Raw genomic sequence first — 12,044 nt, 5'->3', positions numbered from 1 at the left:
GGCGGTGTCGGTGATCTGCCTGCCGCCGTTGGGGTTGGGGTGCCGACCCTCCGGCACGCGGGCCGCGCGTTCACCCAACGTTTCCCCGCACGTTTCCAAGTGTCGCTCCAAAGGCTCCCGTTGGGGTGAATCAAGGCCATACGATGCGTTTGCGAAGCACGCGCCGCGCACAGGGACACAGGGGGAGGCGCAATGTCCGGGAGCCCGCTCGACGGCACGTCAGCCGCCATGTCGCGCGGACCGTGGGGCACGCTTCCCGAGGGTGTGGAGCTGTACCACCTGAGGCCGGACGGAGACATCGGGCTGACCGATCGCGAAGGCACCCGCGCGCTGGGTTCCGAGGGGGAGCTCCTCCGCTTCATCGATGACGGGCAGTTCGCCCACTATCTGGTGGGCGATGCGGCGACCTCCCCCGAGCGTCCCTCGAACGCCACGGTCAAGATCGGTGTCGTGGAGCCGCGCAGCGCCTTCACCCCGCATGCCCACGGCGGTGAGCACTTCGTTCTCAGCCTGGGGCACGCGGCATGCGGCCTCTATGACGCGGCTCGCGACCGGGTCACCGAAGTCCTTCTGAGCCCCGGGGAGTTGATACGTATCCCCGAGATGATGCCGCACTCCTTCGCGAACAGGAGCACCGATCCGCTGACGATCCTCGCGGCCAACACGGGTTACGGGATCGACCACGAGGACTACGCGATCACCGCCGGGGAGGCCGAGCGCCGCGCCGCGAACGACGCCCCGATGTCCGGGCGGGTGGCCGTGGCCACCGATTACCGCGCACTCGCCGCCGCCCTGCGCGACATCGAACACCTTCAGCAGAACCGTGGCATCGCCACCACCACCGTCCGAGAGCGTCTGGCCGCACGTCTGCGCCGTGCGGCGGCCGCGCTGGAGGTCCGCAGGTGATCTGTCCTCACTGCGAGAAGAACCTGCTTCGCAAGGAGCGCCCCAACAACACCTGCTCCCGCTGCCGACGGGCGTACGCACTCGACCCCAAGACCAACTCCCTCGGACTGAGCGACCTGCGCGTGCGCAGGATCCTCGCGAAGATGACGGAGGAGGGCAGGATCGCGGTGGCGCCCGACCAGTTGTGGTACGCGCTCTCGCGCACACACCTCAGGAAGAGCACCTTCGCGTCGGGATGTGCCGCGCCGGCGCTCGTTGTGGGCCTGGTCCTCGGCTTCGTCGGCGTGCTCAGCGGCACCACGCCCCTCCTTGTCGGATCCGGCATCCTCGTGCTCGTCTCCGTGGGCCTCGCGTGCGCACGGGCCGCCGGCGCGGGTCGGGGCATCCCGCCCATGAGCCGTGCGGAATTCCGCCTGAAGGCGCTCATGCCCTGGCACCACGTCTACGGAGGGCTGCCGCCCGGGGTCGTCGACGACACCGCTCCCGTGTCCCCCCGGGCCCGTACCCGTGAGCTCTCCGGCGCTCGTCCCGGCGCCCTACTCCTGTGCCCCGACCGCTCCGTCATCACGTTCCTGATCGCCAACGGCCTGCCCGACCGCTACGGGATCGCGCTGGTCAAGGACCTCTCCGCGGTCCACGCACAGCGCCCCCAGGGTCCGGTGATCGTGCTCCATGACGCCGACGCGCGGGGAGAACTCCTCGTCCGGCGCGTCCGCGAGAGTCTGGGGCAACGCAGGGTGGTCGACGCCGGACTGCCGCTGCGCACGCTCCGCCGTGGCCGGGCCGTGCCCTGTCGTGACCGGAACGGCCGGCCCGACCAGGAAACCATGGCGCGGCTCACCGCCCTCGGCGAGTTCACCGGGGAGGAGCTGAAGTGGCTGGGAAAGGGCTGGGGGTACCCACTCGTCGGCGTGCCTCCCGCCCGGCTGCTCGCCGCTGTCACCCGGGTCGCCGAACAGGTCACCGGGGACACCGACCCGGAACGGCGGCGCGCCGCGTCCGTGGGGTTCATGACCTGGCCCGGCTCGACGGCCCAGGACCGGGCGGGTGAGCGGTGATCCGCCCCGGCCTCGCTGCCTCGCTCACGGCCGGGGGGCGTACCGGCCGACCCGGCGCCGGCACGTCCCGGAAGAAGGGCACCCGTTCGGTATGACCCCGCGACGCCCACCGGTTCCCGAACACGGGGCCTCCCTCGCCCAGGCTCCCCGAATCGGCCGTACGTCCGGCATCCGCCTGCTCGATCGCGCGATCAGCGGTGCCGCCGTACGTGCCGCGGGCCCCGGCGGAATCAGGTTCACGGAACGCCAGCTCTACTACGAAACCTGCCGGGTCCTGAGTCCGGCCGCGACCCTGCTCCCCCGCATCCCGCGGACCCCGGCCCCTCCCCTGCGTCTGCCCACGTTCACGCGCGCGCTGGAGGCGCGGGGCAGGGCGACCGTGGAGGGCCTGCTCCCGCCGATCCCGTCGGCGCCACCACCGCCCCGGGCCGCACGCGATCCCCACGAACCCGACCTCTACGCCTACGGGCTGCCCCGCCTTCTCGTCTGCCAGGACCGCTCGATCGCCCGCATGCTGCTCGCCAACCATGTCCATCTGGAAGCGGCCTGCCCCGTCCTCGCGGCGGCCGAAGCCCTGCCTCTCGCCCCGCACCTCGTCGCGGCGCTGGAGCGGGCCGAGGGCGCGACGGTCCATGTGCTGCACGACGCGAGCCCGGAGGGCATCGGACTCACGCCGCGGATCAGGGCGGCGCTCGGCAGCGTCACCGGCGTACGGGTGGCGTCGATCGGACTCGTACCCCGCCACGCGGCCGCCCTGCGACTTCCCAGCGGTCGCGGCCCGGCGCCGGATCCGCCTCTGGAATCCTGGCCGTCCGCGCTGCGGCCCCAGGAGGCCGCGTGGCTGGCCCGGGGACGGTTCGCGCAGGTCGCCGCCGTGCCACCACCCCGCCTCGTGCGTACGGTGCTGCGCCTCGTCCGGGGCTCGCGACCGCCCCGGAACTCGTTGTGGACGGAGCTGCGCGGGCTGCGGACCGCGGGATTCCTGACCTGGCCGGCCCCGTGATCCACCGCGTCACCCCGCCCGTGAACCGCGACGTGACCCGTTCGAGCGAACCCGGGCTCCCGAGGCCACGACCGCCCCACAGACCCGAGGAACGCAATCGATGATCCGACCTCAAGAGATCGGCTACTCCGACGAACTGCTCGCCGACGGCACGGTCCACCGGCGCTACGAGGACGGCCGGGAGGAGTGGCGCCGCCGCGAAGGTGCCCGTCACCATCTCGTGCGCTGGCACGACAACCGGAGCGCCTCCGGCATCGACGAACTCCTGGGCAACCGGGTCATCAAGCGCACGTTCGGCGACGGCACCGTGACGTATGCCCGGGACATCGGATACGGCCGCACCCTGTGGGGCCGTGGCGAGACGGTGACGGTCAACCGGACCTCGTTCGGCGGCCGGATGGGCGCCGTCCTCGCGGGTCTCGGGGTGGCGGGCCTCGGTGTGGCGGGCCTCGCCGTCACCGCCGCCCAACTGCCGCCGCTGAGCATGAGCCCGGAGGAGGAAGAGGAACTCCGCCGGCAGCGGGCACAGGGCGAGTCGTCGTCGGGCGGGAGCGGTGATTCCGGTGACGGCGGGGACGCGGACTGGGACGACGGCGAGGACTCCTGGAGCGATGACGACTTCGGCTGAACCGGGCCCGTCGGCACGAGCCCGGAATCCGGGCCGGCGACAGCAGCGATACGAACCGGTCGACACCGAGGAATGGAGCTCTCCATGGCGCGCTTCTGCGCTTGCCTGGCCCCGACGACCCGGCAGGCCAGGGCCCACGTCGAGGCGATGGGCGCGACCACGGCCGGCCGGGCACCGGTGGACGTCCCCGGAGCCGATCTGGGGCTGATCACGGGCGAACCCGGCCGCGCCGAAGGCCCGTTCACGGGGGACGGCCTCACAGCGGTGGGTGAGGTCACCCTCCACAACCGGCCGGCCCTCCTGTCCGCGCTGCACGCCGAGGGAATCGTCGTACCCGCCCGCTGTTCCGACGGCGAACTGCTGCTGCGCTGCTGGGCGCGGCTCGGTGGCGCGGGGGTGGCGCTCGCCGAGGGCATGTTCGCGCTGGCCGTGCTGGACGGTTCGGACCTGGTCCTGATCCGCGACCAGGTGGGGGCCCGGACACTCTTCTACGCCCGCGCCGAAGGAGCCTGGGCGGCCTCGACGTCGCTGAGGGCGCTGCGGCGCTGGCCCGCCCTTGGCACGTCGATGAACCTGTCCGCGGTCCGTTCGTTCCTCACCTTCGCCTATCTGCCGGGCGAGGAGACGCTCCTGGCCGGCGTGCGGGAGATCCTGCCCGGTCGGGTGCTGCGGCTGGCCAAGGACGGAACGGTCACCGAGACCGTGCACTGGGAGCCCCGTGAACGCCTCGCACAGCCCGTCCCGCAGGATCCGACGGAGCATGTCCTGGCCCTCCGGGCGCTCCTGGAACAGGCGACGGCCGACAGGCTTCCGGAGGCGGAGCCGGCGGCGGTCCTGCTGTCCGGCGGGATCGACAGCTCCCTCGTCACCGCGCTCGCTTCGAAGCTCCACAGCCATCCGGTGCACACGTACTCGATCAGCTTCGGCGACGAACTCCCGAACGAGCTGGGCTACTCGGGCCTGGTGGCCGCGCACTGCCACACCCGGCACCGGGTCCTGAACGTGTCGGGGAGGACGGTCGCGTCACGGCTGGAGGAGGCGGCCTCACTCCTGGACAGCCCGGTGGGTGATCCGTTGACGGTCCCGAACCTGCTGCTCGCAGAGGCCGTGGGCGAGGACGGCGCCTCGGTGGTGCTCAACGGCGAGGGCGGCGACCCCGTGTTCGGCGGCCCGAAGAACCTCCCGATGCTGGTGCAGGAGATGCATCGCGAACCCGATGCGCCCTGGGACGAGGACCGGGCGACGGCGTATCTGCGCTCGTACCGCAAATGCTGGACCGACCTCCCGACGCTCCTGACCCCGCAGACGCTGGACGCGCTGCGCGACGCCCCGCGCCCGCAGCGGTTCGTGGAGCCGTATCTGACGCCGGGCGTCGGCAGTCCGTACCGTATGAGCCACCTCCTCAACCAGCTTCTCCACTGCAACCTGCGGACCAAGGGCGCACACCACATCCTGACGAAGGTGGAGCGCCTGACCGCGTCGCAGGGCGTCGAAGGCCGGTCGCCGCTCTTCGACCGCCGGGTCGTCGACCACGCCTTCGCCACGCCGGCGACGTACAAACTCCGTGGCTCTGCGGAGAAGTGGATCCTCAAGGAGGCCGTGCGCGACCTCCTCCCCGGCACGGTCGTCGACCGCCCGAAGAGCGGGATGCGGGTACCGGTGCAGCAGTGGCTGTCGGGCCCGCTGCGCGATCTCGGGAACGACCTGTTGCTGAGCCGGCAGTCGGCCCACCGGGGTCTGTTCCGCCCGGACACGATCCGCGCCTGGATGGAGGGCAAGGGCACACTCCTGCCCCGCCAGGGCGGCAAGTTGTGGCTCGTGCTGACGCTGGAACTGTGGTTGCGGGCGTACGCGTTGTGAGGAACGAGCGGCAGGAAGCCATGATGAACACCGAACTGACCGACCCTCGCACGGCACGGCCCCGGGGCACGGCTCCCGTGTCCCGCGCGTCCGAGGTGACCGCGGCCGTCGCGAGGGCCCGTGAGGCGCTCGGCACGTGGAGCGCCCTGCCCCCGAAGGACCGGGCCCGGCGGCTGGGCCGGCTGGCGGATCTGATCGAGGACAGCGCGGCGGAGTACACGGCTCGTGAGCGGGCCGGGACGGGCAAGCCGGATGCGGAGACGGCGGGCGAGATCGAGCAGGTGGCGGACCTGTTCCGCTTCTACGCGACGGCGGCACGGACCCGGACCGCCCCGGCGGCGGGCCGGCTGGTGGCCGGGCACGAGAGCTGGGTGCGCTGGGAGCCGATGGGCGTGGTCGGCGTGATCGTCCCCTGGAACTACCCGCTGATGATGGCGGCCTGGCGCTGCGCCCCGGCGCTCGCCGCGGGCAACACGGTGGTGGCGAAGCCCGCGGAGACGACTCCGGACACGCTGGAACTGCTGGCGGAGCACGCCGCACGGACCCTGGGAGAAGGGGTGCTGCAGTCGCTCCCGGGAGACCGGCGGACGGGTCGGCTGCTGGTCGACTCCCCGGTGGACATGGTCGCCTTCACGGGCAGCGTACGGGCGGGGCTGGACGTGACGGCGCGGGCGGGGACGCGCCGCGTCAGCCTGGAACTGGGCGGCAACGCCCCCGCCGTCGTGCTGCCGGACGCCCCGGCGGACACGTATGCGTCGCTCGCGCGGGCGGCCACGTACAACGCGGGCCAGAGCTGCGCGGCTCCGGCCCGGGTCATCACGCTCACCCGGAACTACGAGTCGACAGTGGCCCGCCTGACGGAGGCGATGGGCGCCCGGCTGGCCGGCCGCGACTTCGGCCCGCTGAACAACCCGGACCAGGTGGCGCGTTACGACTCCCTCGTCGCCTCCTCGTCGGCGCAACGACGGATTGCGGCAGGGATCTCCGCGCCGCCCGGCGAGGAGCACGGCCACTGGCGCGCGGCCCTTCTTCTCGCGGATCTCCCGCACGACGACCCGACGATCACCGAGGAAGTCTTCGGCCCGCTCCTCACGGTCCAGCACGCGGACACCGTGGAGGAGGCACTGGCGCTGGCGAACAGCGTCCCGCAGGCCCTGGCCGCCAGTGTCTGGACGACCGGTCTCGGGACGGGGCTCGATCTCGCGGCCCGTCTCGACGCGGGCGAGGCCTGGGTCAACTGCCATCTGGTGCAGACGGCGGAGCTCCCCCACGGCGGCCGTGGATCGTCCGGCCACGGCACGGACCTGAGCGCCCTGGCGCTCCAGGAGTACCAGCGGCCCAAGACGGTGACGGTGCGGCTGACTCCCGGGTGAGCCGCCCGGGGTTCCGCAGCGGCCGGTGTGCGTGTTCCGGGCGGGGCAGGGCGGCCGGAGGTCACCGCTGTCCGCGGAGATCCGGCGACGCCGATCAAGCCGACGCGGCAGGTTCACCCGCTCGTGTGACCGGGCCGCGTGGGTGCACCGCAGCCCATACGCTTCGGGCATGCCCTGGAACTGGATGCAGATCAGACTTCACCCGACGTCGCCCGACAGGCCCGGCTACGGCGAAACAGCCATCGGTACGGGCGACTTGACGTATGAGCAAGCACGCGACGAGGTGTACGCCATGCTGCGTTCCCTGGCACGGCGCACCGGACCGACCGCCACCGTGTTCGACGAGGCGGCCGATCTGTGGAACAAGGGCGTTGACGACGACACCCTGGCCGCCGGCCTCCTGGTCTCACGGGTGTACGAGTACGGGCGGCTGTCCGGCGAGACCGCGTTGCGGGCGGCGCAGGTGCTGATGGAGGAATTCAGCATGAACACCACCGGGGAGCCGCACCGCGTGGTGATGTCCCCGAACTCCCCCGGCGGCCGGTAGTCGACCGGGCCCGCCGGAACTCTCCGATGCCGTGCGGCCGAAGGGGCAGATACCGCTCCCGCAGGACCGCGTACGGGATGCGGGGGAAGACCGTCGCCGAGAGCCCCCCTCGGCGACGGCTGCCCGGCACCGCCCGACGGTACGGTGCCGAGGCTTCGTCAGGTCCGCTTGAAGAACTCGACCTCCCCGACCGCGATCGGCCGTCCCTTGCCCTGACCGGCCGCGTCCCGCAGCACGATCCGGACGGACACGACATCGCTGATGCCGGTCCGTAGCGTCTGCGGGCCCGGCTTGTCGGTGAGTGTCATCACCTTCTCCTGGACCTCTTCGTCCGCCGTCGTGACGATCAGGTCGGCGCGGGTGGGCCTGGCCCCCTGCCTGAATTCCTCGGGCTCCTTCGACACACCCGTGTGCACCACGACGCCGACCAGCCGGAACGGCTTGTCGAATCCGCAGGTCAGTGACGCACCGAGCGCGGGTGCCCCCCAGTACGTGTTGGTCAGTCCGTCGATGGCGTCGGCCGCCGGATGACCGGGGGTCCGGGAGCTCGCGGTGACCTCGGACGGGCTGATCTCCGCCGTCCCGCCGAGCTTGTCCCGCACGTCCTCGACGGCACGGCGCCCGGCCGGCACGAGCAGGAAGCCCGCGCACAGCAGCCCGACGACGACCAGGACCAGCAGGACGCGCCGCAGCACGCGGCCCGAACCGCCCCCCACCCTGCGGCGGAACGGCCACACCGTGCGCCACCAGGGCAGCGCCTTCGGCTGCTCACGGGCCTGCAGCGGTGCGGCGCAGCGCCGGCAGAAGCGGCGGCCCGGCAGGTTGGGGGTGCCGCACACCGGGCACGGGGGGCCGTCCGGCGCCTCGTCCGGAGCCACGGGTCTGACGACGGGGCGTCTGGTGATCGGTGCGGCGGGCCGCACCGCGACCACGGGTGCGTCCCCTTCCAGCAGTTCCGGCAGTTCCGGCAGTTCCGGCGGTGTTGGCGGTGTTGGCTGTACGGGGGCAGGTTGCGCCGGTCGCGGGGGCTGTTCCGGGGGCGGTGGGGAGCCGGCGGGCGGCGGTCCGGCGGGCTCCGGTGCGTCCGGCCGCGTGGATGCCGCGGGTGGCGCGGGGCGCGGAGAGGGCGGGGCCTCGGCCGCCGGTCCCGCGTTCTCCGGGTCGGTACCGGTCGGGGGAACAGCCGGAGCACCGGTCGTGGGCTCGGCTGCCGGACGTGCCGGGTCGGCCGGACCGGCGGGTTCCGCGGCGGCGGAAGGGGTGCGCGGCGCCCGGGAGGACCAGCCCAGGTAGGTACCGCAGTTGCCGCAGAACTCGTCTTCGTCGCCGTTGGCGCTACCGCACGCCGGACACGAACGCATCGCGTCAGCCTCCTGTCTCGTCTGGCGGGCCCGGCAGGATCTCCACCCGGCACGTGAGGTGAACGGGGCACGAGGCTGTGACGACGTCCAGGACGCGGCTCGCGTCCACCGGCCCTCCCCGCACCGACCGGACCCGCACGAGCAGTTCTCCGCTCGGAGCCGGTGGCAGCGCGGTGCCCGGATCGGACGACCAGGTGACGCCGCCGCCGTCCTGGATGTCGGCGTGCACGCCGCAACAGAGCCGGAGGCGGTCGATCAGGCCGCGGCGGGTGCCGCGCCACCGGTGCAGTTCGACGGCACGGGCGACGACGGACCGCCGCAGCTCCTCGGGCCACGCCGGATCGATGCCGACGCCCACCCAGGACGCCAGCCAGGGCAGGAAGTCGGCCGGTGCGAGCGCGGGGTCGAAGTAGGCCGGGAGGTTGTCCAGGGTGGACAGGACCGGCGCGAGAACGGTGTCGAGGCCCGCCGTGAACCGCTGGGCCAGGTCGTCGTCGGCGTACAGCGCGGGCAGCAGGCCGCCGATCGGATAGCGGCTGGCGAGCCCGGGGACCGCGGCCCTGGTCATGAGCCCTCACCGGCCCCGTGAGCCGTGACCACGACCTGGTGCTGGTGGGAGAAGACCAGCGCGCTCGGGGCGACGTCGATCCGCTCCGCTGCAGCCCCGCGCCGTCCGGTGATCGGGTCCGCGGGAAACAGCCGGACCTCATCCACCAGGCCCACTCCTCGTACGCCCTGGAGCACGGCGAAGACCTCGCCGAACTGCACGGGCCTGCCGAACGGCCAACCCGTTCCCTCCATTCCGCCCCGCAGGGGGTCGATGTGGCGGAACAGCGCCGCGAGCGCCTGGGCGCGGACCCGGTCCACGTCGCCATCGCTCGCCACCAGCCGGGCTACGACGGTGACGCCCTGGTACGCGGGAGGCTCCACCACGAGCCGGGTGCCGACCAGCCGCCGTTCGTCGAGCCGCGCCGCGACCGCGGCGAGCACGGAGTCCGGCGGGATCAGCTGTTCGAACCGCAGTGGGCCGCCTTCGTCGGCGACCGCGTCGGGCACCACCAGGACCCGTACCGCGCCCGCTTCGCCCGCGACGGCGGGCAGGCACCGGACCCTGCGCAGCGAAGGCGCGGCCTCGCGGGCGATGATCTCGTAGTCCTCGGCTGTGACGGCCCGTTCCTGCACCCTGAGGATGTGGGGCGCCCGGACCTTGGCGTTCTCCACGGTTTCGCCGTCGACGCCGCCCCGGGCCGCCTCGCGGTTGTCGACGCCCGCCACGTACGGCACCGAGCTGCGCAGGACGGAGATGGCGTGCCGGGCGACGTTCCCGGCCGCCCCGCCGCCCGTCCGGTAGCGGGGAACCCGCAACTGCGCGCCCTTCTCGGGCACCGCACCGTAGACGCGCATCGTCCCGTCCGGTTCGCGTACCTCCGGCGGGAAGGCGAACTGGCCGGACACGGCGTCGATCCGCACATGCCGGTCGCCCGGCGACGAGGCCCCGAAGTGCTCCACCGGGGTCCAGACCTGCCAGCCCTCCGGGGAGGACACCTGGACGACGGGCGGCTCCCCGTCCAGCAGCAGCGGCGCCCGGCTCACGGAGAACCTCTGGCCGGCGACGCCTTCGGAGACACCGAGGGGAACGTCGAGGACCGTCTCCGCGTGTTCGACGCCGATCGTGCCGCCGACGGTGAACACCTCGGCCTCCCGGATCGTCGGCGACTCGGAGTAGAACGGCTGACCCGGTTCCGGCGCGGTGACCCGGCAGCGGAGCCATCCCGCGCGGGTTCCGGCGGCCACCGACGCCGTGTGCCCGGCGGGGACGAACACGATCACCTCACCGGGCCGGTTGAGCCCGCCGGTCGTGTCGGTGCCGGTCCGGCAGGTGACCCAGCGGGCTCCGTCCCAGGCCTCCCACACCAGCGGCGGTTGCCGTGGGTCGACGCCGACGCCCTCCACGCGGCTGTCGAGGCGTACGGCGACGATGCACCGGGGGACGGCGGTGGGCAGGCCGAACAGCAGGGCGTCGCCCGGCTCCGGCCGGGGCTGGAAGCACGGGATGTCCTTGCCCGCGCCGAGCGGTGCGGTGCGGTCGGTCTGATCGCCCGACGCCGGCGCGGTGACCAGCCGGACGAGCGAACTCGGCACGATCGGAAGGTCGTCGGCGGTCGAGAACACCACCGCTTCCTCGGCTTCGCCGCGCGAGGTGGCGACCTCCGTGCCGACCGGGAGCAGCACGGTCTCGGGCTGCGGCGCGGACAGCCAGAAGTCGACGTCCGCCCGCGCGACTGTCGGCGGGAACAGGGTGACGCCCAGCAGGTCGAGGAAGGCCGAGTAGTTCTTGTCCGGCACCCGGTTCAGCCGATAGAGCAGTTGGTCGACCATGTACGCGAACGTCTCGATGAGCGTGACTCCGGGGTCCGACACGTTGTGGTCGGTCCACTCGGGAGAGCGCTGCTGTACGTACCGTTTGGCCTCGTCGACGAGCTGTTGGAAGCGCCGGTCGTCCAGGTTGGGTGAGGGCAGGGCCATCAGCGCGACCCCGCTTCTTCGGAGCCCTCGGAGGACGGGATGGTGTAGAAGGGGAAGACGAGGTTGCGCAGGTCGTTCGTGGCCCGCACGGTGTAGTGCACGTCGATGTACAAGGTTCCCTCCTCGACGGCGTCGAACGCGACCACAACGTCCGTCACCGCGATGCGCGGCTCCCAGCGCTCCAGCGAGGTACGGACCTCGTGTGCGATGCGTCCGGCGGTGGCTCCGTCTCCGGGCGCGAAGACGTAGTCGTGGATGCCGCAGCCGAACTCCGGGCGCATCGGCCGCTCGCCCGGCGCCGTGCCGAGCACCAGCCCGATCGCCTCCTCGATCTCCTGGTCCCGCGCGACCATGCCGATGCCGCCCGTGGCGCCGACCCGCAGGGGGAAGCCCCAGCCGCGTCCGATGAACCCGCCGTCGCTCACATCGGGCCCCCGATCAGGACGTTCGGCGCGCCGCTGATGATCTGCGCGCCGCAACTGGTGTTGTCCCGCATGCGGGCGGCCGGCAGCCCGCCGATCAGCACCTGGCCGGTGACCGCGGCGGCGGGGTTGGGCAGGATGACGTTCCCGGGCCCGAGCGCGGCGTGCGGGGGGACCACGCATACGTGCAGGCTGCCGACGACGGCCGCCGGCCTGCCGCCGATCAGCACGGTGGCCACGGCCACGGCACCCGGTGGCGGGGTGCCGATGAGACCGCCGTGAACGGTGGAGTCGCCCGTCCGGGCTGCAGGGGGCATGGTCGCTGTTCTCCTTGCTGCGAAAGGAACTTCCGCCGCCGTA

12 protein-coding genes are annotated in these 12,044 nt (G+C 72.8%); 7 read left to right on the top strand and 5 right to left on the bottom strand.

Annotated elements, in window-relative coordinates:
• The first annotated feature begins 192 nt into the window (after nt 1-192).
• The 7 genes from ACFVUT_RS02120 to ACFVUT_RS02090 all read left to right on the top strand — a co-directional run bounded on the left by ACFVUT_RS02120 (nt 193) and on the right by ACFVUT_RS02090 (nt 7,375).
• Entirely contained in the window at nt 193-906 is a 714-nt protein-coding gene (locus tag ACFVUT_RS02120) for a cupin domain-containing protein (RefSeq protein WP_389642798.1), read from the top strand.
• Complete coding sequence (locus ACFVUT_RS02115; protein ID WP_389642795.1) at nt 903-1,964, top strand: hypothetical protein; 1,062 nt, start codon at nt 903-905, stop codon at nt 1,962-1,964. The genes ACFVUT_RS02120 and ACFVUT_RS02115 overlap by 4 nt, the downstream gene beginning before the upstream one ends.
• 91 nt (nt 1,965-2,055) lie before the next feature.
• Entirely contained in the window at nt 2,056-2,967 is a 912-nt protein-coding gene (locus tag ACFVUT_RS02110) for a hypothetical protein (RefSeq protein WP_389642792.1), read from the top strand.
• 100 nt (nt 2,968-3,067) lie between these two features.
• Nucleotides 3,068-3,595: a hypothetical protein gene (locus ACFVUT_RS02105; protein ID WP_389642790.1), complete on the top strand. Its 528-nt coding sequence runs from the start codon at nt 3,068-3,070 to the stop codon at nt 3,593-3,595.
• 84 nt (nt 3,596-3,679) lie between these two features.
• Nucleotides 3,680-5,455 carry an asparagine synthetase B family protein gene (locus ACFVUT_RS02100; RefSeq protein WP_389642787.1) on the top strand — a complete coding sequence of 592 codons (1,776 nt, stop codon included), beginning with the start codon at nt 3,680-3,682 and terminating at the stop codon, nt 5,453-5,455.
• A gap of 23 nt (nt 5,456-5,478) precedes the next feature.
• Complete coding sequence (locus ACFVUT_RS02095; protein ID WP_389670894.1) at nt 5,479-6,828, top strand: aldehyde dehydrogenase family protein; 1,350 nt, start codon at nt 5,479-5,481, stop codon at nt 6,826-6,828.
• 169 nt (nt 6,829-6,997) lie between these two features.
• Nucleotides 6,998-7,375 carry a hypothetical protein gene (locus ACFVUT_RS02090; RefSeq protein WP_389642781.1) on the top strand — a complete coding sequence of 126 codons (378 nt, stop codon included), beginning with the start codon at nt 6,998-7,000 and terminating at the stop codon, nt 7,373-7,375.
• Between the two features lie 158 nt (nt 7,376-7,533).
• Here ACFVUT_RS02090 and ACFVUT_RS02085 read toward each other — a convergent pair whose 3' ends face one another.
• The 5 genes from ACFVUT_RS02085 to ACFVUT_RS02065 are packed head-to-tail and all read right to left on the bottom strand — an operon-like array spanning nt 7,534 to nt 12,001.
• Entirely contained in the window at nt 7,534-8,736 is a 1,203-nt protein-coding gene (locus ACFVUT_RS02085; RefSeq protein WP_389642778.1) for an NADase-type glycan-binding domain-containing protein, read from the bottom strand.
• A 4-nt stretch (nt 8,737-8,740) separates the two neighbouring features.
• Nucleotides 8,741-9,304 (bottom strand): phage tail protein I, encoded by a 564-nt coding sequence (locus ACFVUT_RS02080; RefSeq protein WP_389642775.1) that lies wholly within the window; start codon nt 9,302-9,304, stop codon nt 8,741-8,743.
• Nucleotides 9,301-11,262 (bottom strand): putative baseplate assembly protein, encoded by a 1,962-nt coding sequence (locus ACFVUT_RS02075; RefSeq protein ID WP_389642772.1) that lies wholly within the window; start codon nt 11,260-11,262, stop codon nt 9,301-9,303. The genes ACFVUT_RS02080 and ACFVUT_RS02075 overlap by 4 nt, the downstream gene beginning before the upstream one ends.
• A complete protein-coding gene (locus tag ACFVUT_RS02070; protein WP_389642769.1) occupies nt 11,262-11,687 on the bottom strand; it encodes a GPW/gp25 family protein in 426 nt (141 codons plus the stop codon). Before ACFVUT_RS02070 ends, ACFVUT_RS02075 begins: the two co-directional genes overlap by 1 nt.
• Nucleotides 11,684-12,001, bottom strand: coding sequence for a PAAR domain-containing protein (locus ACFVUT_RS02065; RefSeq protein WP_389642766.1), 318 nt, complete (start codon nt 11,999-12,001; stop codon nt 11,684-11,686). Before ACFVUT_RS02065 ends, ACFVUT_RS02070 begins: the two co-directional genes overlap by 4 nt.
• Nucleotides 12,002-12,044: the final 43 nt, after the last annotated feature.

The organism is Streptomyces sp. NPDC058051, assembly GCF_042885475.1.
Taxonomy (GTDB): domain Bacteria; phylum Actinomycetota; class Actinomycetes; order Streptomycetales; family Streptomycetaceae; genus Streptomyces.
Note: the sequence above shows the minus strand (reverse complement) of the source record. Positions and strands in the feature narration are given on the sequence as shown.